The sequence below is a fragment of the Streptomyces fulvoviolaceus genome, from assembly GCF_000718165.1.
GTDB lineage: Bacteria > Actinomycetota > Actinomycetes > Streptomycetales > Streptomycetaceae > Streptomyces > Streptomyces fulvoviolaceus.
In genome coordinates, this window is the sequence record NZ_JOEY01000022.1 from 23,889 (window position 1) to 50,164 (window position 26,276).

General features: G+C 70.2%; 27 protein-coding genes. 13 read left to right on the forward strand and 14 right to left on the reverse strand.

The window, feature by feature from the left end; translation table 11 throughout:
* Nucleotides 1-75: 75 nt before the first annotated feature.
* Nucleotides 76-1,560: a glycoside hydrolase family 3 N-terminal domain-containing protein gene (locus IG08_RS0123255; RefSeq protein WP_234342950.1), complete on the reverse strand. Its 1,485-nt coding sequence runs from the start codon at nt 1,558-1,560 to the stop codon at nt 76-78.
* Nucleotides 1,561-1,735: 175 nt separating this feature from the next.
* Here IG08_RS0123255 and IG08_RS57315 point away from each other — a divergent pair, with 175 nt between their 5' ends.
* Together IG08_RS57315 and IG08_RS60205 are read left to right on the forward strand one after the other, a co-directional pair.
* Nucleotides 1,736-2,617: a radical SAM protein gene (locus IG08_RS57315; RefSeq protein WP_078655704.1), complete on the forward strand. Its 882-nt coding sequence runs from the start codon at nt 1,736-1,738 to the stop codon at nt 2,615-2,617.
* Nucleotides 2,618-2,627: 10 nt separating this feature from the next.
* On the forward strand, nt 2,628-3,038 hold the full coding sequence (locus IG08_RS60205; RefSeq protein ID WP_030605704.1) for a nucleotide triphosphate diphosphatase NUDT15: 411 nt from the start codon (nt 2,628-2,630) through the stop codon (nt 3,036-3,038).
* On the opposite strand, the gene IG08_RS0123270 is transcribed toward IG08_RS60205, so the two are convergent.
* The 3 genes from IG08_RS0123270 to IG08_RS0123280 form a co-directional block, all read right to left on the reverse strand.
* On the reverse strand, nt 3,010-4,734 hold the full coding sequence (locus tag IG08_RS0123270; RefSeq protein WP_158812267.1) for a tetratricopeptide repeat protein: 1,725 nt from the start codon (nt 4,732-4,734) through the stop codon (nt 3,010-3,012). The two genes, IG08_RS60205 and IG08_RS0123270, sit on opposite strands and share 29 nt — an antisense overlap.
* 34 nt (nt 4,735-4,768) lie before the next feature.
* Nucleotides 4,769-5,518: a hypothetical protein gene (locus IG08_RS0123275; protein WP_030605708.1), complete on the reverse strand. Its 750-nt coding sequence runs from the start codon at nt 5,516-5,518 to the stop codon at nt 4,769-4,771.
* Nucleotides 5,519-5,583: 65 nt separating this feature from the next.
* Nucleotides 5,584-6,126, reverse strand: coding sequence for a hypothetical protein (locus tag IG08_RS0123280; protein WP_030605710.1), 543 nt, complete (start codon nt 6,124-6,126; stop codon nt 5,584-5,586).
* Between the two features lie 10 nt (nt 6,127-6,136).
* Here IG08_RS0123280 and IG08_RS0123285 point away from each other — a divergent pair, with 10 nt between their 5' ends.
* The 3 genes from IG08_RS0123285 to IG08_RS0123295 all read left to right on the forward strand — a co-directional run bounded on the left by IG08_RS0123285 (nt 6,137) and on the right by IG08_RS0123295 (nt 10,542).
* Entirely contained in the window at nt 6,137-6,373 is a 237-nt protein-coding gene (locus IG08_RS0123285; RefSeq protein ID WP_158812268.1) for a hypothetical protein, read from the forward strand.
* A gap of 120 nt (nt 6,374-6,493) precedes the next feature.
* Nucleotides 6,494-9,427, forward strand: a complete 2,934-nt coding sequence (locus IG08_RS0123290; protein WP_234342952.1) for a type 1 periplasmic-binding domain-containing protein — start codon at nt 6,494-6,496, stop codon at nt 9,425-9,427.
* Nucleotides 9,428-9,777: 350 nt separating this feature from the next.
* A complete protein-coding gene (locus IG08_RS0123295; RefSeq protein WP_030605715.1) occupies nt 9,778-10,542 on the forward strand; it encodes a class I SAM-dependent methyltransferase in 765 nt (254 codons plus the stop codon).
* A gap of 10 nt (nt 10,543-10,552) precedes the next feature.
* Here IG08_RS0123295 and IG08_RS0123300 read toward each other — a convergent pair whose 3' ends face one another.
* Nucleotides 10,553-11,608 (reverse strand): glycoside hydrolase family 5 protein, encoded by a 1,056-nt coding sequence (locus tag IG08_RS0123300; protein WP_030605717.1) that lies wholly within the window; start codon nt 11,606-11,608, stop codon nt 10,553-10,555.
* Nucleotides 11,609-11,789: 181 nt separating this feature from the next.
* On the opposite strand from IG08_RS0123300, the gene IG08_RS0123305 reads away from it, so the two are divergent.
* Nucleotides 11,790-12,845 (forward strand): LacI family DNA-binding transcriptional regulator, encoded by a 1,056-nt coding sequence (locus IG08_RS0123305; protein WP_030605719.1) that lies wholly within the window; start codon nt 11,790-11,792, stop codon nt 12,843-12,845.
* A gap of 98 nt (nt 12,846-12,943) precedes the next feature.
* Here IG08_RS0123305 and IG08_RS0123315 read toward each other — a convergent pair whose 3' ends face one another.
* The 3 genes from IG08_RS0123315 to IG08_RS63050 form a co-directional block, all read right to left on the reverse strand.
* A complete protein-coding gene (locus IG08_RS0123315; protein WP_052424841.1) occupies nt 12,944-13,546 on the reverse strand; it encodes a hypothetical protein in 603 nt (200 codons plus the stop codon).
* A gap of 71 nt (nt 13,547-13,617) precedes the next feature.
* Complete coding sequence (locus tag IG08_RS55920) at nt 13,618-13,854, reverse strand: hypothetical protein (protein ID WP_052424842.1); 237 nt, start codon at nt 13,852-13,854, stop codon at nt 13,618-13,620.
* A complete protein-coding gene (locus IG08_RS63050; RefSeq protein WP_158812270.1) occupies nt 13,797-14,414 on the reverse strand; it encodes an oxidoreductase in 618 nt (205 codons plus the stop codon). The genes IG08_RS55920 and IG08_RS63050 overlap by 58 nt, the downstream gene beginning before the upstream one ends.
* Between IG08_RS63050 and IG08_RS63055 the strand changes: the two genes are divergently transcribed.
* On the forward strand, nt 14,367-14,717 hold the full coding sequence (locus IG08_RS63055) for a hypothetical protein (protein WP_420823289.1): 351 nt from the start codon (nt 14,367-14,369) through the stop codon (nt 14,715-14,717). The two genes, IG08_RS63050 and IG08_RS63055, sit on opposite strands and share 48 nt — an antisense overlap.
* Before the next feature lie 14 nt (nt 14,718-14,731).
* On the opposite strand, the gene IG08_RS0123330 is transcribed toward IG08_RS63055, so the two are convergent.
* From IG08_RS0123330 to IG08_RS0123350, 5 genes are all read right to left on the reverse strand, one after another.
* Entirely contained in the window at nt 14,732-15,556 is an 825-nt protein-coding gene (locus tag IG08_RS0123330) for an alpha/beta fold hydrolase (protein ID WP_199820894.1), read from the reverse strand.
* Between the two features lie 16 nt (nt 15,557-15,572).
* The gene (gene msrB / locus IG08_RS0123335) at nt 15,573-15,980 is read right to left on the reverse strand and encodes a peptide-methionine (R)-S-oxide reductase MsrB (protein WP_030605728.1); all 408 of its coding nucleotides are present in this window, start codon (nt 15,978-15,980) and stop codon (nt 15,573-15,575) included.
* Between the two features lie 13 nt (nt 15,981-15,993).
* Nucleotides 15,994-17,382 (reverse strand): UDP-N-acetylmuramate--L-alanine ligase, encoded by a 1,389-nt coding sequence (gene murC / locus IG08_RS0123340; protein ID WP_030605729.1) that lies wholly within the window; start codon nt 17,380-17,382, stop codon nt 15,994-15,996.
* 160 nt (nt 17,383-17,542) lie between these two features.
* A complete protein-coding gene (locus tag IG08_RS0123345; protein ID WP_030605731.1) occupies nt 17,543-18,016 on the reverse strand; it encodes a hypothetical protein in 474 nt (157 codons plus the stop codon).
* Nucleotides 18,017-18,216: 200 nt separating this feature from the next.
* Nucleotides 18,217-19,011: a pyrimidine reductase family protein gene (locus tag IG08_RS0123350; RefSeq protein ID WP_030605733.1), complete on the reverse strand. Its 795-nt coding sequence runs from the start codon at nt 19,009-19,011 to the stop codon at nt 18,217-18,219.
* Nucleotides 19,012-19,236: 225 nt separating this feature from the next.
* Here IG08_RS0123350 and zapE point away from each other — a divergent pair, with 225 nt between their 5' ends.
* The 6 genes from zapE (at nt 19,237) to IG08_RS0123380 (ending at nt 25,437) form a co-directional block, all read left to right on the forward strand.
* A complete protein-coding gene (gene zapE / locus IG08_RS0123355; RefSeq protein WP_030605735.1) occupies nt 19,237-20,343 on the forward strand; it encodes a cell division protein ZapE in 1,107 nt (368 codons plus the stop codon).
* 183 nt (nt 20,344-20,526) lie between these two features.
* Nucleotides 20,527-20,919: a hypothetical protein gene (locus IG08_RS0123360; RefSeq protein ID WP_030605736.1), complete on the forward strand. Its 393-nt coding sequence runs from the start codon at nt 20,527-20,529 to the stop codon at nt 20,917-20,919.
* Between the two features lie 104 nt (nt 20,920-21,023).
* The gene (locus tag IG08_RS0123365; RefSeq protein ID WP_030605738.1) at nt 21,024-21,605 is read left to right on the forward strand and encodes a carbonic anhydrase; all 582 of its coding nucleotides are present in this window, start codon (nt 21,024-21,026) and stop codon (nt 21,603-21,605) included.
* Nucleotides 21,606-21,610: 5 nt separating this feature from the next.
* Complete coding sequence (locus IG08_RS0123370; protein ID WP_030605740.1) at nt 21,611-23,068, forward strand: SulP family inorganic anion transporter; 1,458 nt, start codon at nt 21,611-21,613, stop codon at nt 23,066-23,068.
* Between the two features lie 104 nt (nt 23,069-23,172).
* The gene (locus tag IG08_RS0123375; RefSeq protein WP_030605741.1) at nt 23,173-23,958 is read left to right on the forward strand and encodes a slipin family protein; all 786 of its coding nucleotides are present in this window, start codon (nt 23,173-23,175) and stop codon (nt 23,956-23,958) included.
* A 111-nt stretch (nt 23,959-24,069) separates the two neighbouring features.
* A complete protein-coding gene (locus IG08_RS0123380) occupies nt 24,070-25,437 on the forward strand; it encodes a PhoX family protein (RefSeq protein ID WP_030605743.1) in 1,368 nt (455 codons plus the stop codon).
* Here the strand turns inward: IG08_RS0123380 and IG08_RS57335 are convergent.
* A complete protein-coding gene (locus tag IG08_RS57335; RefSeq protein ID WP_234342953.1) occupies nt 25,389-26,237 on the reverse strand; it encodes an alpha/beta fold hydrolase in 849 nt (282 codons plus the stop codon). The two genes, IG08_RS0123380 and IG08_RS57335, sit on opposite strands and share 49 nt — an antisense overlap.
* Nucleotides 26,238-26,276 lie beyond the last annotated feature (39 nt).

Here is a 26,276-nt window from a genome sequence, read left to right on the forward strand (position 1 = left end):
CCCCTTTAGGGGCGCGGGGAACTGCGCGACCAGCCACAGCGGACCCGCAGTCGACGCACCGGCCTCGCGGAGCGCTTAGGTCCCTACCAGCGCTTCCGCGACCGCCCGCAGATTCGCCCGCCCGCGTCCATAGGCGCACAGGTCACCACCCTCCGGCAACCCCGTGTCGACACGTATCGCATCCGGCCGCCGAGCCAGCAACGCATCCCGCAGCCGCGCCTGCCAGGAATGCAGCCCGGCGTCGCAGGTGGCGACGACCAGCGGCCGGGCCCGACGCAGGATCCCGTCGACGAGGGCGGCGGGATCCGCCGGCTCCCCGGCGACCGCCGTGCCCACGGCCGTCGGATCAAGCGCACGGACCTCGGTCAGCAGATCCTCGCCGCCCCAGTTGAGCGCGGGGTGCGGCGGCGGAAAAAGGTCGACGACATGGGCGCCCCGCACAGCAGGCGGCACGCCCCCGCTCCGTACGGCCCGGCGTGCGGCCTCCAGCCCGGCGTCCGCGTCCCACTCGGCGACCGTCGCGGCCGAGGTCGCGTACCGCTCGGCGAGCCGCTGCACGCGCCCCGCCGCCTCCCGCACCCGATCCTCGGCCAGCACGTCGGAGCGGAGCGCGTCGAGGACCGCGTCCCGGCAGGCCAGCGTGACCTCCAGTTCCGGTACGGCGACGATGACCTGGTCGGCCCCCGCGGCCAGCGCGATCCGGGCCCCGGCCGCCTCGCCGTAGCGGTCGGCGATCGCCTTCATCTCCAGGGCGTCGGTGACCAGGACGCCGTCGAAGCCGAGGTCGTGCCGGAGCAGGTCGCCGAGGATGCGGCGGCTGAGGGTGGCGGGGCGGTTGGCGTCCAGCGCCGGGAAGACGACATGGGCGCTCATCAGCATCGGCACGCCCGCGGCGACGGCCGCGCGGAACGGTTCGAGGTCGGTGAGGAGTTCGTCGTACGGCCGCGGGTCGACCGCGATGCCGTGGTGGCTGTCGGTGTCGGTGCCGCCGTGGCCCGGGAAGTGCTTGGCACAGGAGGCGATGCCGCGCGCCTCGGTGGCGGTGATCCAGGCGCGCAGATGCCGGGAGGCCAGGTCGGGTTCGGCACCGAAGGAGCGGGTGCGCACGATCGGGTTGCGCGGGAGGTGCTGGAGGTCGGCGACGGGGGCGTAGGACGCGGTGATGCCGAGGGTGGCCAGGTGCCCGGCGAGCGCGTCGGCGCAGCGGGCGGTGAGCGCGGGATCGTCGGCGACACCGAGGGCGTACGAGCCGGGAACCTCCGGCGCGCCGGCGCCCACCAGGTGTCCGATGCCACCGCCCTCGTTGTCGATGCCGACCAGCAGATCGGGCCGGATCGCCCGCAGGGCATCGGTGAGCTCACGGACCTGCTCCGCGTCACGCACGTTGCGGGTGAACAGGATGACCCCACCGAGGCCCCGGTCGACGAGCCGCTTCAGGGTGTCGGGGAACGTCGTGGTGCCGTCGAAACCGGCGACGAGGCAGCGGTGGACCGCCTCGTCCAGGTCGGAGGGGAGTACCGAACCGGCGGACATGTGTACGGAGTGGGTCACCCTCGTCATCCTCTGGATCGTTCAGCCAAAAGTCAATATCTTGACGGTTCATCGATTCAGTGACGGGGTGGGGCAGGACACCGCCGCTTGCCGATCTCCGGTACAGGGAAAGGTTCGCAAGTAGCGGCGACTTGTTCGAATAAGAGGCGCCCTGCCCTGCTCATGGGTATGGCAGAGTCTCTCCATGCTCCCCCAGCACTCCGTCCCCCTCCCCCCCTTCGTCGACCTGAGGCCGATCGGCAGGTGCAATTTGAGCTGCCCTTTTTGCTTCGGCCCGCGGCATGAAGTCCCTTCCATGTCCCGGGAGGACGCGCTGAGAATCGCCTCCGTGCTGCGTCAGGCCAATGTCCGGGGTGTGGTTGTCTCCGGTGGCGAACCGACGCTTCTTCCATACCTGCCGGAGCTCGTGGAGGAATTGCGTAAGCCCTTGCCGGGGGGAGGCCGAATGCGTGTGGTGCTCAGCACGAATGGTCTGGCGCCACACCCCACGATGAAACGAATCCTTCCCCACCTTTCATGGCTGGCACTTCCCTTGGAATCTGCCGACGCAGAGGAGCACAAGGCACTCAGAACCGGCGTCGCACCACATCGGGACAAGGCTCTCGATCTGTTGCGGGAAGTGCGCAAGAATCACCGTTACGTGCAGGTGAAGCTCGGGACCGTGGTCACCAGGGTCAACTCCGCAGGGGCTCCGCGCGTCCTCGATCTCATCGAGGACCGCAAGTGGCTCCCCGACGTCTGGAAGGTCTACCAGATGTCGGAGACCAACTATGGGGCGGACAACAAGGATTGGCTCTCGCTCGGGAACGATGAATTCGAGCAGGTGGTCAAGAAATGCCGAGCTGCCGCCAAGAATCGGAGTGTCAAATTGCGCGTCTACCGCAATTCCACTCGGGCGGGAAGCTATTTCTTCATCGACCCCGACTGCCAGGTCGTCGTCATCGACGAAACGGGAGAGCGCCGGCTCGGGAACTTCTTTTCGCTGCTCGCCCAGGACAACCCCGAACCGCTGGTACTGCCCGAGCGGAACGCCGAGAACTTCCTGGAAACGTATCCGGATCAGTGAGGAGTGCACGATGACAGAACACGTACGGGTAGGAGTACAGGCGATCGTCCGCTCGGGCGACCGTGTTCTGCTCGGCCTGCGGGCCAACACCTTCGGGCACGGCACCTGGGGGCTGCCGGGCGGTCATCTCGAGCTGGGCGAGTCGCTGACCGGCGCGGCTGTCCGCGAACTGGCAGAGGAGACGGGGGCCCAGGCCCTCGCCGCACGAGTGGTCTGTGTGACGGACCCGGACCCCGAGGCCAACCACCACATGCAGATCGGCGTGGAAGTCACGGACTACACGGGCGATATCAGCGTGCGGGAACCCGAGAAGTGCGAGCGCTGGCAGTTCTGGCCGCTCGACGACCTGCCCGAATCGCTCTTCGTCGGATCCGCGCCGGTTCTGCGCCGCATCAGGAACGGGGAACGTCTCCCTTCCTGACACTGGGCCTGACCTGAATGTCCACCAGGGCGTCGATCTCTGACTGCAGTGCCGCCTTGTGCCCCTCCTCGTGGACCTTGAACTGCTCGTAGGTGCTGGAGAGTTCCCACTGCGTGGTGAACTCCTGAAGGCTGTCGGCGTGGTACTTGCTGTCCTTCAGGAACTTCACCTCCAGCACCCGCAGTCCGCGGCGCGTGCGGTCCTCGGGGTTCGAGGTGATGTAGGGCTCGAAGAAACCCGTGTCCGACGTCAGGAGCGTCGATCCGGGGATGTCCATCGAGGTGATCCGCAGCTCGACCCGGTTCCCGTACGTCGCCCTGAGGTTCTGGTAGGAGGCGATCACCGGGGCGAAGGCCTCCTTGTAGTACGGGCTGTTCTCGATCAGCTCCACGATGTTCCACGAGGTCATCGGATCCCCCGACTTGTCCCGCGGCATGAAGGCGGCCAGGCTGTTCCACGGACTGCTGATGACCGCGCGGAAACGGACTCCCCGGTCCAGCGCCTGGATGATCGGCTCGTGAAAGCGGTGCTGTGCGCTGAGGAAATACGAGGAACCGGCGTGCGCGATCAGCCGTATGGTGCTCTGCTCCTGTTTCAGAGCCGCCGTCTTCGCCTTGTTGCGGTCGTTGTTCTCGTCGGGCTTGTACACGTGCTCGATGACATACGGCAGTTCGGTGTACGGCACCGCGGCACTGCGCATGTCCGCCAGCGTCTGCCTCAGTTTGAGCGTCTGCGTGTGTTCACGGCCGAACGGGGAGGCCTCCCTGGCGGCACGTTCCGTGGCCGCGTCGAGTACCTGTACCGCTTCCTTCGTACGGGCGCTGGTCACTCCGTCGGCCCCGCCGCCCGCGTCGAACTCGGCTGCGGCCAGGGCCGCCTGGGCGACGATGGCCACGCGATGGCCCGCACCGAGCGTCACCTGAGCGCCGAGATTGAGCAGTTCGAGCTCCGCGAGCTGCCCCTCACAGCCCTGCCGGTCGTCCGTCAGGGCCGCCAGGCGGAACCTCGCGGTGGCCAGGGCGATGCGGGCCTCGAAGACCCTCGCCTGTTTCTCCCCCTTGCTCGCGGCAAGCGCGTCCACTGCCTCCGCGAAGTAGGGCAGCGCGTCGTCCAGCGCTTTCACATCGGCGTTGACCTTCGCGACCTCCACCCGGACCCGGTGGACGGTCAGCGAGGTCTCGAGGTCGTCCGGTCCGTCCCAGAGCTCTTCGATACCCTTCTGGGCCCAGACCGCGGCGGCACGGTAGTCCTCCGCGCGCAGAGTCACGGCGCTCATGTTGGCCAGGATGCGCGGCAGTTCCGTCGAGTGGTGACGACGGGCCCGGTCACGGGCGGTGTTGAGGACGGCCCTGGCGCGCACCAGGTCGCCCTGTCCCGCCAGTAAGGCGCCGAGCCGGTTCCACAACGCCGCGTCCTCGAACTTCTCCTCGTCGGCCTCGGCGAGTTCCATCGTCCGCAGGGTCATGTCGAGGAGGTCGTCGACCAGAGGCTTCCGCCCCAAGGCGAGACAGAGCTTGACGAGGCGGACGAGCTTGCCGACCTCCGCGGGGTCGGCGTACGCCGTCGCGTCGTCGCCGCAGATGCCGCCCACATAGCTGGTAAGGCGGTCGCCGTCTTCCGAAGGACCGCGAGTCGGCCTTCCGAGAATTCCCTCGGCGACGGATATCGCCTCGTCCAGAGTCCCGATGGGGATCATCGACAAGTCCTCCCAGAGGGTTGTGCGGAGGGCGTCACCGCGTCCACTCCATCTGCACGTAGTCGTTGAGACCCTCGTCGTCGAGGAACTTGTCGACCTTGCTTCCGTTACCGGTCTGCCGCTCCGCGTCCCTTTCCCCGACGATGATGCTCTCCACGTCGCCGAGAAAACCTGCTTCCGCATGGCCATCCGCCAGCAGTCTGAGCCTGGTGATGCTGAACAGGTCGAGCGCCTCCACCACACTCCCGGCGAAGATCTCGTCGCTCTCCGCCCAGATACGGTCCTGCGGCTCGACGATCACCCCGAGTGCGACGGGAGGCACGGCGCCCGCCCCGCGCTCCACGGGACTGCCGGCGAAGGGCGCGTGGTCCTTGCGGAGTTCACAGCTCAGCCGTAACGCCTTGGCCACGAGGTCGGAGGTCCTGCGGTAGAGGGCGTCGGGATCGACGACGCTGCCCGTGGGAGGCTTCTCCTGGGCGGGGAACCGGTACGTCGCCGTCCAGGACTCGCCCCTCCTCGCCTTGCCGAAAGAGACCCGGGGAGGCAGCGCGTCGTCGTCGCCGAGCACGAGCCGCAGCAGCGCGAGATCCGAGGTCTTGTTGTACAGCGGGACGACGACCGGTGTGCCGTCCGTGAGGCTGAGCCGGCTGTGGTCCTGCTCGGTGGGCATGTGCCCGCCCAGGCAGTGGGTCGCCGTCAACGCGAACTTCCGCGTGAGACGTAACGCCGAACCCAGCCGCTCGCGCTCCTTGAAGATGTCGATCAGATACTCGTTCTGCAGCACCGGTCGATACCCCCGTATCCCCCGTGGTGCGCCGTCGCGCTTCGCCCGAAATTCCAAGGATAGCTCTACGGAAGAGCATTGTCTTCGGAAGAGTTTTCGACACTCTTCCTTTTCTTTCCATGTACATCGATGTGCACGAGATCCAGAAGTGCGCGATCGGCTTCTTTCGAATCACGAACGCACTGGAGAAACACCTGCCACTTGGCGTCCTTGTCGCTCTGCAGACGCAGACCGACGTCCCGCTCGTGCCACGCCTCCCACGCCCTCATCCAATTCTGGATCTCCGCGAAGGCCTTTTCGCAGGCCCCGCGGAGCTTCTCGGAGCTGTAGATCTCGATCCGGGCCGTGAGCAGTTGGGCCGAGCCCCTGGCCTCGTCCCTTCGCCCCCGGCTCTCGGGAAGCCGCCCGGTCCGCTCCGCGTGCGCCCGCATCCGGGCGAACCGGTGAATCGTGGCCATCATGTCGTCGTACGTGTCGACCCGCCGGTCCCACATACGGCGTTCGCGGTCCCGCCGGTCCGTCGCCCGCTGCGTCAGCAGGGCGGCCGTGATGGAGGCGCTCGCACCCACCACGGCCCCGATCAGCGCGGCAACGGCGGTGACGGTCACGGCGCCCATCATGGCGCAGGCCAGCGACCCAGGGAACGCCCCTGACGTGCTGCGGACCCCGCGAAAGCCTCACCCCGTCAGGGCGAGCCACCCCGCCCCGAGCAGCGTCACACCCGCCGGCACCGCCGGCATCAGCCTCCTGCTCGGGCTCACCGCGCTGTTCCAGGCGGACGGCGCGTGCGGCGCCTCGGTGGCCGAACCGGCCTGGCCCGCCGCCCGCGAAGCCGGCCTGGGCCGCGCCGAGTGAACACCCCGCCTCGACGACGTGACGAGCCCGCAGAAACGTTCTTGAAGTTCCGCACGCGGCCCTTCCGCCCCTCCCGCACCCGCTAGCCTCGAAAGTCACGCAAGGTGAACGGGGGTTGCCATGGCGCGCGATGATCGCGGGATCCCGCCGGAGTGCCGTAAGGGCCATGCCGGCATGCCGGAGACCGGCGCCGGGTTCGATCTCCAGGATCAACTCGAGATCCTCATCCAGGAGTTCCGCACGAGCGAGCCGCCGATGCCGGTGTTCGTCGTGCACGCGCAGGAGACCGCGGACGACGACGCGGTGGCTGCCCTGGTCCGGCAGCTGTACCGGGGCCAGGGCGCGCACGGCACGCGCTGCGCGGTGGCGCAGGTCGCGTACGAGGGCGACACACAGGTCCGCAAGGCCGCGGCGATGGTGCGCGCGTTGAGCGACCCGAAGAAGTGGGGCGGCCCGAAGGCGGTCTACCGGCGGTACGCGTTCCCGCGACTGCGGCTGGTGCACGCCATCGCCGACGCGGTCAAGAAGCTCGAGAGCGAGAGCGGCGGCTGGACCGCCCCCGGCCCCGACCGGCCGGAGCCGGCGCAGGAGCACCGCCAGCGCCTGCTCAACCAGCTGGCCACGCAGCGCTGGCGGCCGAAGGACACCCCGCGTTGGCGCTCGGGCCTGCCCCTGTTCGACATGGCGCACATCCTCCCGGCGAGCCTGGTGACCGTGCTCGCCGCGCTCCTGGCCCGCAGCGACTGGTACGTGGCGGCGGCCTCGGGGCTCGGCTTCCTCGTGCTGCTGACGGTCCTGAACTACGTCCTGCCGGGGCGGGCGCCGATCTTCCTGTGGCTGCGCCGGGAGAGCCGCTGGTTCATGACCACGACCTTCCTCAGGACCGCGGACCATGAGGACTCGACCGAGGTCTCGCTGCTGCGTCCGGTGCGTTCCTGGAAGGCGATCGCGGCCCGGGCGTACGCCGTGGCGCAGGCGCTCAAGGCGGGCGACGACTTCCACCTCCAGCTGTGCGTGCTGGCCCTGCGGGAGGACCTGCGGGACAACCACCGCCGCTGGAGCTGGGACCTGCGCGGCTTCAAGCGCCCGCGCCCGCCCGTGCTGTTCCTGCCCCACGCGGACGCGGACAACGGCGGCCTGGCGTTCATCCGGGCGGTCAGTGACGTGCGCAGCCGGCGCAGCGAACTCGACCCGCTGCTCGTCTACGCCGCCGTGCGCTCGGAGGACGTACAGGGGCTGCAGCGCGACGAAGGACAGACGACGCCCCCCGCGGATCCCCCGCCGCCCGGGTTCAGCGACCGGCTGCGCAGGTGGTACCGGGAGTGGGCACGCGATCTGCGGGCCGAGCAGTCGCCCAGCCGTGAGCGGGCCGTACTGCCCTGGGTGATGAAGATCCCGCTGCCGCACGACCAGTTGAAGCCGCTCGAAGGCCGGCCCCGGCACGGGAGGGCGGCCGGCGGGCCGACCCTCGCCCGTCTGGTGTGGGCCCTGCACACGCTGGTCCTGGTGATCGCCCTGACGACCGCGGGAACGATCATGCGGGCCGAGTCACTGCACGACCGCTACTGTTCCGCGTCCGTGCTGACAGCCAACCAGGACACCTGGCTCGAGCCGGCGCCCGACGGCGGCACGGAGTGCATAGGCATCGCGACGGACGGCGTGCGTTTCTCCCACTGGCTGCCCGCGTCGAAGACGGGCGTCGACGCCAAGAACTCGTCCGGCGTCGGCGAACCGCCCTGGACCGTGGCCCAGTTGGAGCAGCTCATCGCGGAGCAGAACGCGGACATCGCCGGTCCCCCGGCCCAGAAATACGTCACCGTCGTCTACGCCGGCCCGCTCAGCCCCGACCCGTCGGAGGGCTCCTCACTCGTGAAGGGCGCCGAGGAACTGGGGGGCGTCTATCTGGCCCAGACCGTCATCAACGAGAACTCCTCCACGAAGCTGCGCGTCCTCGTGGCGAACGGCGGAGTGGACCTGGACCACCAGACGGAGATGGCGAGGGCGATCGCCGCGTACGCCGCCCGCGACCCGAGCGTGGTGGGCGTGGTCGGCACCGGCCGCGACCTCAAGTCGAGCCGGACGACCACCCGCATCCTCATGGAGGCGGGACTGCCGATCGTCTCCGGCACGAACTCCGCCACCTATCTGCCCCGTGAGTTCGCCAACTGGTTCAGCCTGGCCGCCACGGACGAGTGGCAGACCAGGCAACTCGGCCTGATCGCCACCCAGTTACGCACCCCGGGCAAGAAGCAGTACGCGCTGGTCCTGGCCCGTGACACGGCGAAGACCGACGACCGCTACACCTCCGAACAGGCGTACTACGGCCAGGAGATGCTCGACCAGCGCGGCTTCACCCTGCTGAAGCAGCGCCGCTACACGCTCAGCGGCGGCACCCCCGAACTCCGTCAGCACGCCCAGGAGATCTGCGGCGGCGACCACGTCCCGTCCGTGATCTACTTCGCCGGCCGCGTCGAGGACGTCGAACCCCTGATGACCCAGCTGGGCACCGAAACGGGCTGCGCCGGCAAGCCCCTGGCCATTCTCACCGGCGACGACCTCTCCAAGGCCGACTTCACCCGGGGCGAGAGTGCCGTCGCTCCGGCGCCCGGGGTCACGCTCTACCACGCGGCGCTGGCGGAGCTGGAGAAGGCCGCCGACAGGACGAACTTCTATGTGAACGCCAAGGAATACCTGCCGGGTCTGGAGAAGCAGACCGTGCGCTACGACAGCCCCGCCGTGGCCAGCGGCCAGACCGCCCTGGCCCACGACGCGACCCGCGCCCTGTACTGGGCGGCCACCCTCAAGGGCAGTCCCCAGAGCCGCGCCGCGACCTGGGTGAACCTGCGCACCGTCCGTATCGAGGGCATGGCCACCGGCGTCATCGACTTCACCGACGCCCCGCTGTACCGCGACCGCACCGGCCACAGCATCGTCCTCAAGGTGGTCCGCCGCACTCGTGAGGGCACCTCCGAGACGGGCGTGCTGTGCAGCCGCATGGCCGGGGAGACCAAACCCCTCACGGTGAAGGAGTGCGCGATCGACGGGCCGGGGTGACGTGCCGTAGGGGACCGGTCAGGCCGTCGGTGACCTCCTCGGGGTGGGCAGCACGGCCCGGTCGACGGCGGGGCGCACCGGTTCGAGGGAGACTCCCTGCGGGACTCACCCCGAACACCTCTTCGCCTCGCACCACATCTTCACAGCGCACCAAGCAGCCTCGGCGGAGTCCTGTGCGGTAGGGCGACGCCCTGAAGGGGCGCGGGGCCGTATCGATATGCGGCTCCGCCGCGATGGGGGTCCCCCCGCTCGAGCGCAGCCGAGAGTGGGGGAGCGACCAGCCACGATGGCGCCGCAGACGACCGACGGCATATCGCGGCACATACAACGGAGCGCTTAGCGTTGCGCGCATGGCCCCTGACTCGACGCGGGACTTCTACGACGACCTGGCCCCCGACTACCACCTGATCTTCCAGGACTGGGACGCGAGCATGGCGTACCAGGCAACGGTCCTGGACGAGCTCGTCCGCGCGCGGCTGGGCGCGGGGCCGCGCAGGATCCTCGACTGTTCCTGCGGAATCGGCACCCAGGCGATCGGGCTGGCCCTGAGCGGGCACGAGGTCGTCGGCAGCGATCTGAGCCCCCGGGCCGCCGCACGCGCCACGGCCGAGGCGGCCGCACGGGGCGCCACCCTCCCGACGGCCGCCGCGGACATGCGGCACCTGCCGTTCGTGTCGTCCGTCTTCGACGTGGTCGTCTGCGCCGACAACGCGCTCCCGCACCTGCTGTCCGCGCAGGACGTCACCGCGGCCCTGCGCGGTATGCGCCGCGTCCTGCGCGAGGACGGACTGCTGCTGCTCACCGTCCGGTCCTACAACGGGACCCGGCCCACCTCCACACCGCCCCAGGTCTCGCAGACCCCCGACGGCAGGGTGATCACCTTCCAGCTGTGGCACTGGCACGAGGACGGCGAGCGCTACGACCTGGAGCACATCCAGCTCATCCCGGCGGCCGACACATGGACGGCTCGGGCCCGCCGTACGACCTACTGGGCCCTGAACCGCGACCAGTTGACGGAGTTCGCCGCCGAGGCCGGCTTCACCGACCTCAGTTGGCACACACCGGAGTCCACCGGCTTCTACCAACCCGTGCTCACGGCACGGGTTGGCATCTGAAGCACGACTCTCAGCCCTCGACAGGCTTCCCGCGCCCCCAGCCCCACGCGAGCCGGTCCGCACCGGACTGGTTGGTGGTGGCCAGCCACGGACGGTTCGGGTCGCCGACGAGGGTCTGCAGGGAGTACGTGTCGTCGGTGCGCAGACCCGGCCAGTACACCGAGCCCATCTTGAGCTCGCGGAAGGTGTCGGTGACGGCCTGGAGGTAGTTGATGAAGTTGTCGTCCGGGGTCTTCACGTTGTAGTTCAGGCCGGTCGTCATCGGGGATCCGAACTCGTCCGCCACGGTCCGGTTCGCGCAGTCGCCGATGCGCACCTTGAGGTCGGCGACCCACTCGTCGTAGGTGGCGTACGACTTCCAGAAGCCGTAGTGGTGAAGGGACAGGTAGGTGCCCTTCAGGCGCGGGTCGGCGCAGACGGTGGTGACGTGGTCGTTGTAGCCGGCGCCGCTGACGAACACGCGGTTGCGCGGCACCGACGGGTAGGTCTGCAGCCACTTCGCGGCTATGTCGGCCCACTCGGTGTCGGTGTAGCCGTGCGGCTCGTTCATCGGCTCGAAGTAGACCCGCGGGTCGTTCTTGTACGCCTTGACGACGGTGTTCCACATGGGCCAGTAGGTGGCCTCGTCGTCGATGAAGCCGTCCTTGCGGTCCCCCGTCCCCTCCCAGTAGGACACGATGACCTTGAAGCCCTGGTCGGATGCCGCGTCGATGACCCCGCGGTACGACTTCCAGTACGCGCCGTTGACCGTGTACGGGTTGATGGGCAGCCGTACGGTGTTGGCGCCGAGGTTGGCGCGGAACGCCGCGATGATCCGGGTCGCCTTGGCGTAGGTCTGCTTGTAGGTGTCGGAGGTCGACAGGCCCGACAGCTGGAGCAGGTCGTCGGCGAAGTTGTCGCGCGGGTCGGCCCAGTTCACGCCCTTGAACTGGGTCGTGTCGGTGGCCGGGGCGGCGGAGGCGGGGCTGCCGACGAGGGTCGCACCGGTGACCGCGGCGATCGCGACCGCGACGCAGGCGGCACGCAGCCGGGGCGTGAAGCGGGTGGTGGTGGGGGTCTTGCGCATCAACTTGCCCTTTCGGAATCGAGCATGTTTACGTAAACATGAGGGCCGGAGCGGAAGCGATGTTTACGTAAACGTGGCGGCGCCGGAATCGTGGCATCCACCCCGGCGGCCGTCAAGGTTTCCCACACGTAACATCCGGTGCGTCACTCAACGGGTTCCGGACCGAACAAAGGGGGCACCAGTGGTGGAACGGGGCGGATCGGGCGTGCCCGGCGGGCGCCGCAAACAGCGCGTCTCCATGGCCGACGTCGCCACGCTCGCGGGCGTGTCGTCCCAGACGGTCTCCCGGGTCTCCAACGGCCACCCCGGGGTGATCGCCTCGACCCGGGAGCAGGTGCTCGCGGCGATGCGGGAGCTGGGCTACCGGCCCAACAGCGCGGCACGCGCCCTGCGTTACGGCCAGTTCAACACCATAGGCGTGATCCTCTTCAGCCTCTCCTCGACCGGCAACAGCCGCACCGTGGAGGCGATCGCGACGCACGCCGCGGCCGAGGGGTACGCCATCACCCTGATCCCCATCGACGTCCCGACCCAGGACAACGTCCTCGGGGCCTTCACGCGCATGGGCGAGCTGGCCGTCGACGCCGTCATCGTCATCATGGAGATGCACCTCCTCGACACCGGCACCGTGCAGCTGCCGCCCGGCGTCCATGTCGTCGTCGTGGACTCCGACGCCGGCGACCGCTACAGCGTGGTCGACACCGACCAGGCCGACGGCGCGCGGAAGGCCGTAAGGCATCTGCTCGACCTGGGCCATCGCACCGTATGGCATGTGACAGGGCCCGAGGCGTCGTACGCCGGTCAGCGCCGAACTCAGGCCTGGCGCAAGGTCCTTGAGGAGGCGGGGCGCCCGGTGCCGCCGCCGCTGCACGGCGACTGGTCGGCCGAGTCCGGCTATGCGGCCGGCCTCGCGCTCGCCGCCGAACCGGACTGCACGGCCGTCTTCGCCGCCAACGACCAGATGGCCCTGGGCCTGCTGCGCGCCTTCCACGAACGCGGCCGCCAGGTCCCCCGGGACATCAGCGTCGTCGGCTTCGACGACATCCCCGACGCGGCGTTCTTCGTCCCGCCCCTCACCACCGTCCACCAGGACTTCGCCGAGGTGGGCCGCCGCTGCGTCCAGGGCGTCCTACGGCAGATCCGCACCCACGGCGGCCCGCAGCCCGGCACGGATCTCGTCCCGACGAGTCTGGTGATCAGGAACAGCACGGCGGCGCCGTCCTCCTCATCCGCCTGAGGCACGGACGACCGGCACACTCCGTTCCACGCTGTAGGCGTGAACGGCCGTCAGGACGGTGTGCTGGTCGGCGACGATCCCGGCGACCTGCTCGGACTTCAGCAACTCGTCCGGCGGAAAGCCGGATTGTCGTGGCTGACGCCGAGCGTCGGATGCACCAACCGCGACCAGGGCAGGAAGGTGTACGTCCGCAGGTCGCGCCCACCGGCCTCGTGGAGTGCGGGGCCGATGCGGTCCTGGACGTACTTCCGGAAGGCGCGGCCGCTCACCCCGCGCCGCCTCCGCAGCAGCAGGATCGTGCGGTGGCCCACGGCGTCGTCGTGGCCGCCGGTCCACCAGCGGCCCCCGCCCGGGCCCGTGACCTGCCCGAGGACCCGTTCGAAGACGTTCTGCTCGTCCAGGTAGACCTCCCGCATGCGCAGCGGCATGCCGAGCGCGGCGACCGTGCTCCCGAACCGGACCTCGGCCACGCCGTCGCACCGCCGGCTCGTGGGAACGGCGGTGCCCACCGTGGGGGACGACGGCCAGTAGCCGTGGTCGGTGGGCGAGAAGTGCCGCTGGACGTACTCGGCCAGGTTGGGCAGCCGCCCGGCGATCTCCGCGTGCGGCCCGGCCCAGTAGCCGAGGGCGGTCTCCCTCGGCAGGTCCGCACGCAACCAGACCGGGGACATGAAGGAGGTCGTCTTGACAGGTCGGCTCATGTTTTCTCCTGTGCGGGCAGGCGAGTTGCCGTTCGCAACCCTTTCCTTTCGTCTGCGTTCGGTGCGCATGCTCAGTCCGCCGTCCGAGCCCGATGCCGCGCGATCATGGCGTCACGGTCGTGCCGGATCTCGTCGCTGCAGCAGTCGACGGGCAGTCCGCCGAAGCGGGCGATGCAGCCGTTGCAGTAGCCGCAGACCGGCCGGTCCGCGGCCTCATCGAGGACGTTGCGGTACAGGTACGGGTCGGCGATCATCGCGCGAGCGGCCGAGACGGCGTCGGCCTTCCCGCCGTCGACGGCCGCCTCCATGGCCGCCCTTGTGTGGAAGCCGCCGACGCAGATGACGGGGACGTCCAGGGCGCGCGTGAACAGTTCGGCCTGGGGAAGGTTGAAGCCCTCCAGCGGCGGGCGCAGTCGCTCCGCAGCGCGACCGGTGCCACGGCCCGTCCGACGGCCTTGCGCAGCGCCGAACTGTGCTGCCCCGCACCGGAGTCGAGGCTGGTTCTGAAGAATCCGCGGTATCTGCCCTGGATCATGCCGGGCCACGACTCGTAGTGCCCGCGGGAGATCTCGACGGCGTCGATGCCCTCGTCCTGCAGTCGTACGGCGACCCGGAGGAGCTCCTCGGTCGTCGCTCCCCTGCGCAAGGGGAGGTCGTCGGTGCCGTTCATCTTGACGAGGATCGGGTAGTCGTCGCCGAGCCGTGCGCGCAGGCCTCTCAGCACCTCGACGAGCAGCCGCGCGCGGTGGTCGAGGCTGCCGCCGTAGGCATCCGTACGGCGATTGGTGTGCGGGGTCAGGAACTGGCCGAGCAGGTAGCCGTGGGCGGCGGCGCGATCGGCGCGTTCTGCGAGGCCTTCTCCGCCCACCGCCCGATCGCGTCCGCGGCGGTGGCCGCGCAGTACACCAGCCCCGCCGTCAAGGACCTGTGGTCCCAGGTGATGGAGGAGTTCGTGGCGGAGGTGACGAAGGCGATCGAGTCCGAACGCCTTCGCGGGGCGGCCCCCGAGGGAATCCCCGCCCACGACCTCGCCACCTCCCTGAACTGGATGGTCGAACGCGTCCTGTTCACCACGTTCAGCGGCCAGACCCCGGGCGTACCGGAGGAGCGCCTGCTGGATACGCTCGTCCCGATCTTCATGAGCGCGGTGTACGGCCGCGCGGAGGCCTGAGAGCCTGCTACCGGCTACGACAGGCCGACGTCCGGATCGCGCCGCTCGGCCCGGTGGAGCGCCTGCCCGATGTGGCGGGCCAGGCTCTCCGGGGCCTGCGCGTGCGCCAGGTGGCCCTGGCCCGGCATGGTGACGACGCGGGCACGGGGCAGCGCCGCCGCGATCTCGGCGAACACGTCGCCGTAGGGCGGGACACCCTCGTTCTCGGCTCCGAGCAGCAGGGTGACGGGCAGGTCCAGGGCCCCGAACGCCCGCAGGTCGGCGGGGTGTTCGTCGAGGGCCGTCAGCTCCTGGGCGAGCGGGGCGGCCAGTGGTCTGAGGACCTCCCAGGCGGCGCTCCGGCGCAGTTGTGCCACGTCTTCCTCCGAGAACCCCGACACGTCCCGGTTCACGATCTCCAGGGCGCGGTCCAGGTCATCGGCCGCGGCGGCTTCCCGCAGGGCGGCGAGCGCCCCGCGGCCGAAGGGCCGTACGACCGGTTCGTAGAGGGTGAGCGAGTGGACGCTCCCGGTGCGCCGCGCCGCCGCCTCCAGGGCGACGAGCCCGCCGAAGCTCCAGCCGAACAGGTCGACGCCGTGCTCCGCGCCCTCGGCGGCGACGATCTCGTCGAGAACGCGGTCCAGGTCGTCGATCTCCGTGCGCATCGAGTAGTTGGGGCCGAGCGCACCGCTGGGCTTCCGCCCTCGCCGGTTCAGCACGTAGACCGGTCCGGCCACGTCCAGCGCGTCCACGACCGGCTGCCACGCGACGGCGTCGGCCATGACCCCCGGCACGATCAGCAACGGCCTGCCCGAACCCGCACGCCTGGTGAGAGCGAGCCGGACACCCTCGCGATCCACGTGCCTCAGCACGGTCTCAGCCCTCTTCGGGAGCCAGCCTCAGCGAGATGCTGTTGATGCAGTACCGCTGATCGGTCGGGGTCGCATACCCCTCCCCCTCAAACACATGCCCGAGATGCGACCCGCACCGCGCACACCGCACCTCGGTCCGCACCATGCCGTGGGACCGGTCCGAGACGAGCTCCACCGCGTCGGTGTCCTTCGGGTCGTAGAAGGACGGCCAGCCGCAGTGGGACTCGAACTTCGTGGTGGACGTGAAGAGTTCGGCGCCGCAGGCGCGGCAGGAGTAGACGCCCTGCTTCTTGGTGTCGGTGTACTCACCGGTGAAGGCGGGCTCGGTCGCGGCCTGGCGCAGGACGGCGTACTCGGCCGGGGTCAGCTCCGCGCGCCACTCCTCGTCCGGCTTCTCGACGTCGTACGACATGTTGGCCAACCCCTTACTTCTGAGCGAGACGGTCCAGAATCTGCGGGCCCAGGTCCGTCACGTCGCCCGCGCCCATGGTGAGAACGAGATCACCGGCCTTGGCCATTCCCGCCACGACCGCCGGCACCTCCGCCTTGTCGTGGACCGGCGTCACGTCGGCGCCCGCCGCCCGCGCCGCCTCGATGATCAGCGCGCTCGTCACCCCGGGGATCGGGTCCTCGCGGGCCGGGTAGATGTCGAGGACCAGCGAGGCGTCCGCGAGGGCCAGGGACTGGCCCATCTCCTTGCCGAGCTCCTGCGTCCGGGAGAACAGGTGGGGCTGGAAGACCACCAGGATGCGGGCCTCGCCGGCCGCCGCACGCATCGCCTCCAGGTCCGCCGTCATCTCCGTCGGGTGGTGGGCGTAGGAGTCGATGACCTGCACGCCGGCCACCTCGCCCTTCAGCTGGAGGCGCCGCTTCACCCCGGTGTACGCCGCGATGGCCCGGGCCAGCTCCACGGCGGGGACGCCCAGCGCGACGCCCGCGGCCAGCGCGGCGACCGCGTTGTGGGCGTAGTGGCGGCCGGGGACGGAGACGGTGAAGGTGAGCTCCTGGCCGTCCAGCAGGACGGTGACCTCGCTCTTGAGGCCCTGGGCCACGACGGACAGCACCCGTACGTCCGCGTCCTCGGCCTCTCCGTACGTCACCACCCGCACGCCCTCGATCCGCCGCGTCAGCTCCCGCGCGCCCTCGTGATCGGAGGAGATCACGAGCGTGCCGCCGGGCACGATCTTCCCGGCGAACGTCTCGAAGGACTCGTAGATCTCGTCCATGGAGGCGTAGTTGGCGTGGTGGTCGAGCTCGACGTTGAGGACGATGGCGACCTCGGGGGCGTACTTGTGGAAGCTGCGGTCCGACTCGTCCGCCTCGGCGACGAAGATCTCGCCGTCGCCGTGCAGGGCGTTCGAGCCGGGGGCGTCCAGGTCGCCGCCGATCGCGTACGACGGGTTCAGGCCCAGCTCGCTCAGGGACACCGCCAGCATCGACGTCGTGGTCGTCTTGCCGTGCGTGCCGGCGACCGCGATCGGACGCAGGTCGTCCATCAGCCGGGCGAGGGCGTCCGAGCGGTGGACCACCGGGATCCCCAGCTCGGCCGCGCGCGCCAGCTCCGGGTTGTCGGCACGGATCGCCGACGAGACGACGACACAGGTGGCGTCGTCCGCGAGGTGCTCCGCCGCGTGCCCGATGTGCACGGTGGCGCCCAGCGCGCGCAGGGCCTCGGCGGTCGCGGACTCCTTCGCGTCACTGCCCGCGACCTTGGCCCCGCGCTGCGCGAGGATCTTCGCGATCCCCGACATCCCGGCCCCGCCGATGCCGATGAAGTGCGGTCGGTCCATGGCGGTGGGAAGGCCGGGTGCCATGTATGTCTCCCTGTGCGTGGTGCGTACGGCGGACGTTCGAGAGGCCAGCCTATTGCCTACAAAACAAGGGTCACCGCATCACCCCAGGGGCGCGGGGCTGTGACGTTTGCGGCTCCGCCGCTTGGGCGCGACCAGCCCCCACACACCCGCAGCCAGAGAACTACGCCTTGCTGTGCGAGAACAGCTTCAGCACCGGCACCCCCACCTTGTGCCGCGCCCTCGACGCCCAGTCCCGGTGGAAGAACTCCTCCACGTAGTGGGGATCGGTCAGCACGATCACCTCGTCGGCACCGATCTCACCGACCAGGGCCTTCAGCGCGTCCAGCGGGTGATCCTCGACAAGGCGCCCCTCCGCCTCGCTCCCGGACACCCGCAGCGCCTGCAGGGACACCTCCAGCGCCTGCTGCCCCACTCCCTTCGCCGCCTCCCCCTCCGGCGTCTCCTGCTCGTGCGCGGCCTCGTCGAGTTCGCCGAGCGCCACGTCGTCGATGGCCCTGAGCAGCCGGTCGGCCTGGTCGCCGCGCGGCTGGAGCAGCACGTGGAACGAGACCTCCTCGTCCCCGTGCAAGGTGGTGACGAACTCCACGTCGGCGGACGTAAGGGCCTTCTCGATCATCAAAACGCTTGTGAACACCAGGCGCCCCTTCTCCTTCGAGGGCCGGTCGGCCCTCTCTCCTCCGTGGGCCGTGCCAGGCCCTGCGGAAACCATCCTGCCCCGTCGTCGCACGGGTACTGCCGGATTCAGTGTGCCCGCCGAAAGGTAAACGGAACGGCAGATTCCGCCGATGTCGGGACCAGCGGTACCGATCGAACCGATTTCCGACCCGGTCGGGCTCAGGGTCGCCGGTACCGGCTGAAGAGAAACCCGTCCTCCTCCAGCAGGGACTCCAGTACGAATCGCCGCGGGACCGCGACCGAGGGCCCGCCGGCGATGCGCTGCGCGTCGCCCGCGGTGAGCATCGGGGACAAAGTCAGACAGAGCTCGTCGAGTACCCCGGCGGCCACCAGCTGACCGAGCAGCCGCGGGCCGCCCTCGGTCAGCAGGCGGGTGTGCCCGAGGTCGGCGAGGGCCCGTACGGCCCGCGCGGGGTCCACGCCGACGCCGTCGCCGGCGATCACCACCCGGGCGCCGGCCTTCTCGGCCGCGGCGATCCGGTCCGGGGCGGCCGCCGCGCCCGTGAGGACCAGGGTGGGCACCAGGGGCGAGGTGTACAGCGGGAGGGAGAAGTCCAGATCCAGGCTCGCGCTGAGCACCGCGACCGCCGGCGCCGGGCCCTGTCCGGCGGCCTCCCGCAGCTCCGCGAACTCCGCACGCGCGCGTGCGGGCCGGTACCCCTCCTGGCGGACCGTTTCCGCACCGACCACCACCACGTCCGCCAGCGCGCGCAGCGTGCCGAAGATCCGCATGTCGGTCGCGGTGGAGATGGGCTGGGAACGGCCGTCGTGCTGGGCGGCCCCGTCGAGCGTGGAGACCATGTTGGCCCGCAGCCAGGGCTCCCGCCCACCGGAACCCGCCCCGGGCACGGGCTCGGGATAGGCATAGGCGGCGGCGAGCTCGGCGAGGCTCCACTCGACCTCCTCCTGAGTCCGGGCCACTGTCTCGTCGGTCACAGGGAACAGGCGTCGCATGTCGTGCAGTGTGGCACGCCCCCAGGACCTGCCCGGCGGGTCCGGCCGGGGTCGCAAGGTCTGACACGCCCACCTGCGGAGTTGTCGTCGATCCCCGACCCTCCACGTCGCCGCCCTCCCCCGCCTTGCGTGTGGACGCACCAGACCCCGCTCGGCCCCGGCCACCACGGCACCGCACACCCCAGCCCGGCCGGACCCGCCGGACAGGCCCTAGCATGGTTAACCGTGTCTACCTCTGCCGCCGCGTCCGGATTCGGCCCGATAGCCGACGCCGCCCCGCTGTCCCTGTGCGCCCGTGAGCCGTATGTCCCCGCGGACCGGCTGGTCGCCGAGATGGTGCCCCCGCCGCGGTTCGACTCGGTGCGGTTCGACACGTACATCCCGGACCCGGGCCAGCCCAGCCAGACCGAGGCGGTGCACGTCCTCGCGTCCTTCGCCGCCGGGCTCGGCGGGGCGCACGCCGTCGGCGGCGGCAAGCGCGGCTTCCTCGGCTTCGGCAAGGCCAAGGCGCCGAAGACCCCGGCCGGCCCCCGCGGCGTCTACCTCGACGGCGGCTACGGCGTCGGCAAGACCCACCTGCTGGCCTCCCTCTGGCACGCCACCCCGGCCGAGCCCGCCCTCAAGGCGTTCGGCACCTTCGTCGAGCTCACCAACCTCGTCGGCGCCCTCGGCTTCCAGAAGACGGTCCAGACGCTCTCCGGCCACCGGCTCCTCTGCATCGACGAGTTCGAGCTCGACGACCCCGGCGACACCGTTCTCGTGTCGACCCTGCTCGGCAAGCTCGTCGACGCGGGTGTCGCGCTCGCCGCCACCTCCAACACCCTGCCGGGCAAGCTCGGCGAGGGCCGGTTCGCGGCCGCCGACTTCCTGCGCGAGATCCAGGGCCTGTCGGCGCGCTTCCGCCCGCTGCGCATCGATGGCCAGGACTACCGCCACCGCGGGCTGCCCGAGGCGCCGGCGCCGTTCTCCGACGAGCAGGTCACGAAGGCGGCGCACGCCACCGCCGGCGCCGCGCTCGACACCTTCCCGCACCTGCTGGACCACCTCGCCCGCGTCCACCCCAGCCGGTACGGCGCCCTGACCGACGGGATCAAGGCGGTGTGCCTGACCGACGTGCAGCCGATACAGGACCAGTCGACGGCCCTCAGGCTCGTCGTCCTCGCGGACCGGCTCTACGACCGTGAGGTGCCGGTCCTCGCCTCGGGCCGCCCCTTCGACCAGCTGTTCAGCGAGGAGATGCTGAACGGCGGCTACCGCAAGAAGTACTTCCGCGCGATCTCCCGCCTCACCGCGCTGGCCCGCGACGCCAAGAGCCTGGTCGAGCCCGCCTAACCCACCAATTCCCCCAGGTCAAGGGCCGGTTCAGGCCAACCACCCGCAGCGCTTCAGCCTCTCTTCAGCTGGAAACGTTAAGTTAACCCTGCAAACAACTTTGCACGGCTAAGGTGTTTCTTGACCAGCCATTGACCAGGCTTTGGTCAGAGCGAGAAGTGTGAACTGCCGGGAGGGGGGCGCATGTTCCGAGGTACGACGGTACGGACCGTACTCGCGGCCCTCGCCGCCGTCCTGCTCGCCCTCCAGTTCTTCGCACCCACCGAGTGCTTCGCATCCGCGTACACACCGCGTCAAGTAGAGGCCAAAGCCCAGACCGGAACCAAGCTCTCCGGCAAGGCACTGCGCGACGAAGCCGCCACGAAACGCCACTGCAACCCGTCCGGGGACCCGACCGGTCCCCTGCGCACCCGCGACCGGCACCGCGTCATCGACTTCGCCCCCGAGGGGCCCGAGCGCCCGCTGCTGGCACAGGACCCGGCGGACGTACACGAACCGGTCGTACGCGGCGGCTTCCGTCTGTCGAGACCCTCGACAGCCCACTCTCCGGCCGCACTTCAGGTCTTCCGCTGCTGACAGCAGAGCAGTAGCAGTCACTCTCTTCACCCTCACATCTCGTCACCCCCCACATCTGTCATGTACGTCCGACGCGCCTTTGGCGCGCCAGGAGGAGTCACCACATGCAGCCCCTCATCGACAACGCCCGTACGTTCGGACAACGCCCTGAGGAGTTCGCCAAGCTGGCCGAAGGCCAGTCGCCGCAGGTCCTGTTCATCACCTGCTCCGATTCCCGAGTCGTCCCGGCCCTGATCACGGGCGCCCGCCCCGGCGAGCTCTTCGAGCTGCGCACCGCGGGCAACATCGTCCCGCCGTACGCCTCCGTGCACCCCACCAGCGAGGCGGCCACCATCGAGTACGCCGTGGAGGTGCTGGGCGTCCGCGACATCGTGGTCTGCGGACACTCGCACTGCGGCGCCGTCGGCGCCCTCGTCCGCGGCGACGACCTGGACGCCGTACCGGCCGTGCGCGACTGGCTGTCGTCGCACGCCACGCCGCGCCCGACCGGGGCCGTCGAGGACCCGGCCGTCGCCCAGGGCGTCCAGGCCCACGCGCTGGCGCAGGTGCTGCGGCTGCGCTCGTACCCGTTCATCGAGAAGAAGCTGAAAGACCGTCAACTGTCCCTGCACGCCTGGTACTACGAGGTGCACACCGGCGCCGTGCGCGCCCACCGCACCGAGACCGACACGTTCGAGGCCCTGTGATCCGGATGATGACCAAATACCCTCACCTGCGGCAGGACTTCGCCGCCTCCCTGGTCGTCTTCCTGGTCGCGCTGCCGCTGTGCGTCGGCGTGGCCGTGGCCTCCGGCGTCCCGGCCGAGCTGGGCTTGGTGACCGGCATCGTCGGCGGGCTCATCACCGGTCTGATGCGCGGCAGCAGCCTCCAGGTCTCCGGGCCGGCGGCGGGCCTGACCGTGCTGGTCTTCGAGGCCGTCCAGGAGTACGGCCTCCCCGTCCTCGGAGTCGTCGTCCTCGCGACCGGCGTCCTCCAGATCCTCATGGGCACCCTGAAGCTGGGGCGCTACTTCCGGGCCATCTCGGTCTCCGTCGTCGAGGGCATGCTGGCCGGAATCGGGCTCGTCCTGATCGCCGGACAGCTGTACGCGGCCGCGGACGCCAAGGCCCCGGCCTCCGGGCTCGGCAAAATAGCGGGACTGCCCGGCGCTCTCGCCGACGCCGTCCAGGACACCGGGGCGCTGGCCTCGCTCTGCCTCGGCGCCGGCACCATCGCCGTACTCGTGCTGTGGAAGCGGATGCCGAAGCAGCTGCGCACGGTTCCGGGTCCGCTGGCCGCCGTAGGTCTCGCGACCCTCGTCGCGCTGGTGTTCTCGCTGCCGGTCGCGACCGTCGAGGTGCAAGGGCTGCTGGGCTCCATCCAGCCGCCGTCGATGGACGCGTTCGGTGAACTCGCCAGTGTCGGCGTGCTCGCCACGATCGTCGCGTTCACGCTGATCGCGTCCGCCGAGTCGCTGTTCAGCGCGGCGGCCGTGGACCGGCTGCACGACGGACCGCGCACCGAGTACGACAAGGAACTGGTCGCGCAGGGCGCGGGCAACGCGATCTGCGGTGTGCTCGGCGCGCTGCCGATGACCGCGGTGATCGTGCGCAGTGCGGCGAACGTCCAGGCGGGCGCGCGGACGAAGGCGTCCCGTGTGCTGCACGGCGTGTGGCTGCTGCTGTTCGCGGCCCTGCTGCCGTCCGTGCTCGCGTACATCCCGATCCCGGCCCTGGCCGGCATCCTGGTGCACGCCGGCGCCAAGCTCATCCCCGTCCGGGAGATCGTGGCGCTGTGGCGCGAGCACCGCGGCGAGGCGCTGATCCTGGTCGTCACCGCCGTGTCCATCGTCGCGGTCAGCATGTTCGAGGGCGTGCTCATCGGTCTCGCGCTGGCGGTCGCCAAGACCGCCTGGGAGGCCTCGCACCTCAAGCTGGAGGTCATAGACAAGGGCGCCGGCCCCGTCCAGGCGTACCTGTCGGGCAACGCGACCTTCCTCAGGCTGCCGAAGATCCTCGACAGCCTGGAGGCGCTGCCCCAGGACCGACCCGTCGAGCTGGACCTGTCCGGCTTGCACCACCTGGACCACGCCTGCCGTACGGCGCTCGAGAACTGGGCCCAGCGGCACAGCGCGGTCGGCACCGAGCCGGTGCGGGTGACGGCGGAGTAGTGCTCTCCCCGGTGGCTGGTCCGGGCCCGTCGTGGCCCCGGACCAGCCACTGGGCATATCGTTACAGGAGCAGACATAGCGGACCTCTCGACGAGGAGGCCGGGATGCTCCAGGAGCTGTTGACGGTGGTCGTGGCAGTCGGTTCCGCGGGGGTCGTCTACGTCGCCGCGGCGGCGCGGGTCATCAAGCAGTACGAGCGCGGGGTGGTCCTCCGGTTCGGGCGGCTCGCGGGTGACGTACGGGCGCCCGGATTCACGATGATCGTCCCGTTGGTGGACCGGCTGAACAAAGTGAACATGCAGATCGTCACGATGCCGGTGCCGGCCCAGGAGGGCATCACCCGCGACAACGTGACCGTGCGGGTGGACGCCGTCGTGTACTTCAGGGTCATCGACGCGGCCAACGCGCTCATCAAGGTCGAGGACTACAAGTTCGCCGTCTCCCAGATGGCGCAGACCTCCCTGCGCTCGATCATCGGGAAGAGCGATCTGGACGACCTGCTGTCCAACCGCGAGCAGCTCAACCAGGGCCTGGAGCTGATGATCGACAGCCCGGCCGTCGGCTGGGGCGTACAGGTGGACCGGGTGGAGATCAAGGACGTCTCGCTGCCGGACACGATGAAGCGCTCGATGGCCCGGCAGGCCGAGGCCGACCGGGAGCGGCGGGCCCGGATCATCAACGCCGACGCCGAACTCCAGGCCTCCAAGAAGCTCGCCGAGGCCGCACAGCAGATGCAGGACACTCCCTCGGCACTCCAGCTGCGGCTGCTCCAGACCATCGTGGCGGTCGCCGCCGAGAAGAACTCGACGCTCGTCCTGCCCTTCCCCGTGGAGCTGCTGCGTTTCCTGGAAAGGGCGGATCAGCCGCAGGAACACCCGGCCGACAAGTAACCGCCGCATGACACGTGCTACGCGCGTGGTTCCCGGAGCCGGACCCAGGTGATAGACACAGCGGGTTCACAGGTTCGCAGTCCTGTCCGCCAGCAGGAAGGTTTTCCCGTCATGTCTGCAACACGACGACAACTCCTCGCCCGCTCCGGCGCCCTGGGCGTGGGAATCGCCTTCACCGGGGCCCTCTCCGAACTCTTCGCGGGCACCGCCGCCGCCCAGTCCCTGGGCCACACCGGCTACGGCCCCCTGGTCGCCGACCCGAACGGCCTGCTCGACCTGCCGGAAGGCTTCCACTACAAGGTCCTCTCCCGCGAGGGCGACCAGCTCCGCTCGAAGGAGGGCAAGGTCCCCTCCAACCACGACGGCATGACCGCCCTCCCCGGCAGACACGGTCGCGTCCACCTCGTCCGCAACCACGAGAACCGTCCCACGGCGGCGATCCCGGTCCCGACCATCGAGGGCCTCACCTACGACCCCACAGGCAAGGGCGGCTGTACGACCCTGACCCTGGACTCCCGCAACAACGTGCTGTCCGAGCGGGTCGCCATCGCCGGTACGGCCGTCAACTGCGCGGGCGGGCCCACACCTTGGGGCACCTGGCTGACCTGCGAGGAGACCGAGGACAAGGCCGGCACCAACGGCTACACCAAGGACCACGGCTTCATCTTCGAGGTCGACCCGGCCGACCCGCACCGCTCGGGGGCCGTACCGCTGACCGCGATGGGCCGCTTCCAGCACGAGGCGATCGCGATCGACCCGAAGCGCGGGATCGTCTACGAGACCGAGGACGCCTTCCTCAAGCCCTTCGGCCTCTTCTACCGCTTCCTGCCCAACAGGCCCCAGGGCGGCCTCGGTTCACTGCGCGCGGGCGGGAAGCTGCAGGCGATGCGCGTGCCCGGCGTACCGGACCTGTCCTCGATCCAGGAGACGGGCGCCTGCTTCGAGGGCGTCGAGTGGGTCGACGTACCGGACGCGCTCGCCACCGAAACCCCCATCCGGCTGCAGGACTTCGGCCCGAAGGGCATCACGCACGCCCAGAAGCTGGAGGGCTGCTACTGGGGCGGGCAGTGCGTCTACTTCGTGTCGTCCTTCGCGCACAGCGCCGAGGGCTCCGCGGCCGACCACTTCGGGCAGATCTGGCGCTACGACCCCTCGTCGCGCCGTCTGACCCTGGTGATCGTCTTCGGCCCCGACACCGACATCCAGCTCCCCGGCGAGTCCCCGGACAACATCTGCCTCGCCCCCAGCGGCGGTCTCATGGTCTGCGAGGACGGCAACGGCGCCCAGCACGTCTACGGCGTGACGAGGCACGGCGAGGTCTACGCCATGGCCCGCGGCCGGCAGAACATCGGAACCCCCGAGGCCCCGGAGTGGGGCGAGTTCGCCGGCGTCACCTTCTCCCCGGACGGCGGGACGATGTACGTCAACTGCTACACGCCCGGGACGACGTTCGCGGTGACGGGGCCGTGGCGCCGGTAGGCACTCAGAGGGTGTCGAGGAAGGACCGTAAGGCGGCAGCGAACGCGTCGGGTGCAGCCGTATAGACAAGGTGGTCGGCGTCGAGCCCGGCCGACACGGTGCCGGGCCGGCGCTCGACCATGGCGGCGACCGGTTCGGCCGGGATGCCCCCTTGGTGCCGTGGACCAGCAGGGCCGGGCAGGAGGTCGCCGTCCAGTCGGCCCAGTGGTCGCCGTGCACCCGGTCCTCGGAGTCGTACATCTCCTGTGAGTGGAAGGGCAGTCGCCGACTGCCGTCGGAGTTCTCCCGCAGCCAGCCGGTCGGAGAAGTACGGCGCAGCCGGGCCGAAGCCCGCGAGGAGCGCGTCGCGGGTGGGTGCCTCGTAGGGCAGCCCGCTCGGGATGGCGGGCGGTGAACCGACAGGCGTTGACGGCCCCGAGGGAGCGACCGAACAGGACGCCCCGGGCCGGCCCAAGGTGGTCCAGGAGGGCCAGGACGTCGGCGACGTAGCCCTCGCGTGAGTAGTCGGCGGCGCTGTCGGACTCCCCGTGCCCGCGCTGGTCCGGAGCGATCGGCCGCCACTCGGGACTCAGCGCGGGGGCGAGGCGGGCGAAGGTGGCGCCCTCGGGCAGATGGCTGTGCAGCGCTACCAGCGGGCGGCCGGTGCCACCGAAGTCGAGGTAGGACAACCGGCGCCCGTCGATGGAGAGTTCGGCCCGGACGGCCTGATGAGCCAGTGGCTCACCGACCCGGACCGCTCCCCCGCCGGCGGCGACGTCGTGGCCGGGCCGCGGGCGCCGGCCCGCACGATCGGCTGGCACCGCCCAACCCGTGCGGTGGCTGGCGGAGCCCGGGCCCGC

What these genes read in the sequence shown, in the direction of transcription:
- IG08_RS0123370 (WP_030605740.1), top strand. Translation starts at nt 21,611, where the DNA reads ATGATGACCAAATACCCTCACCTGCGGCAGGACTTCGCCGCCTCCCTG.
- IG08_RS0123270 (WP_158812267.1), bottom strand. Translation starts at nt 4,734, where the DNA reads ATGATCCCCATCGGGACTCTGGACGAGGCGATATCCGTCGCCGAGGGA.
- IG08_RS60205 (WP_030605704.1), top strand. Translation starts at nt 2,628, where the DNA reads ATGACAGAACACGTACGGGTAGGAGTACAGGCGATCGTCCGCTCGGGC.
- IG08_RS0123315 (WP_052424841.1), bottom strand. Translation starts at nt 13,546, where the DNA reads ATGAGCCGACCTGTCAAGACGACCTCCTTCATGTCCCCGGTCTGGTTG.
- msrB (WP_030605728.1), bottom strand. Translation starts at nt 15,980, where the DNA reads ATGTCGTACGACGTCGAGAAGCCGGACGAGGAGTGGCGCGCGGAGCTG.
- IG08_RS0123375 (WP_030605741.1), top strand. Translation starts at nt 23,173, where the DNA reads ATGCTCCAGGAGCTGTTGACGGTGGTCGTGGCAGTCGGTTCCGCGGGG.
- IG08_RS0123290 (WP_234342952.1), top strand. Translation starts at nt 6,494, where the DNA reads ATGGCGCGCGATGATCGCGGGATCCCGCCGGAGTGCCGTAAGGGCCAT.
- IG08_RS57315 (WP_078655704.1), top strand. Translation starts at nt 1,736, where the DNA reads ATGCTCCCCCAGCACTCCGTCCCCCTCCCCCCCTTCGTCGACCTGAGG.
- IG08_RS0123255 (WP_234342950.1), bottom strand. Translation starts at nt 1,560, where the DNA reads ATGACGAGGGTGACCCACTCCGTACACATGTCCGCCGGTTCGGTACTC.
- IG08_RS55920 (WP_052424842.1), bottom strand. Translation starts at nt 13,854, where the DNA reads ATGGAGGCGGCCGTCGACGGCGGGAAGGCCGACGCCGTCTCGGCCGCT.
- IG08_RS0123295 (WP_030605715.1), top strand. Translation starts at nt 9,778, where the DNA reads ATGGCCCCTGACTCGACGCGGGACTTCTACGACGACCTGGCCCCCGAC.
- IG08_RS0123360 (WP_030605736.1), top strand. Translation starts at nt 20,527, where the DNA reads ATGTTCCGAGGTACGACGGTACGGACCGTACTCGCGGCCCTCGCCGCC.
- murC (WP_030605729.1), bottom strand. Translation starts at nt 17,382, where the DNA reads ATGGCACCCGGCCTTCCCACCGCCATGGACCGACCGCACTTCATCGGC.
- IG08_RS0123285 (WP_158812268.1), top strand. Translation starts at nt 6,137, where the DNA reads ATGGCGCAGGCCAGCGACCCAGGGAACGCCCCTGACGTGCTGCGGACC.
- IG08_RS0123350 (WP_030605733.1), bottom strand. Translation starts at nt 19,011, where the DNA reads ATGCGACGCCTGTTCCCTGTGACCGACGAGACAGTGGCCCGGACTCAG.
- IG08_RS0123365 (WP_030605738.1), top strand. Translation starts at nt 21,024, where the DNA reads ATGCAGCCCCTCATCGACAACGCCCGTACGTTCGGACAACGCCCTGAG.
- IG08_RS0123380 (WP_030605743.1), top strand. Translation starts at nt 24,070, where the DNA reads ATGTCTGCAACACGACGACAACTCCTCGCCCGCTCCGGCGCCCTGGGC.
- IG08_RS0123300 (WP_030605717.1), bottom strand. Translation starts at nt 11,608, where the DNA reads ATGCGCAAGACCCCCACCACCACCCGCTTCACGCCCCGGCTGCGTGCC.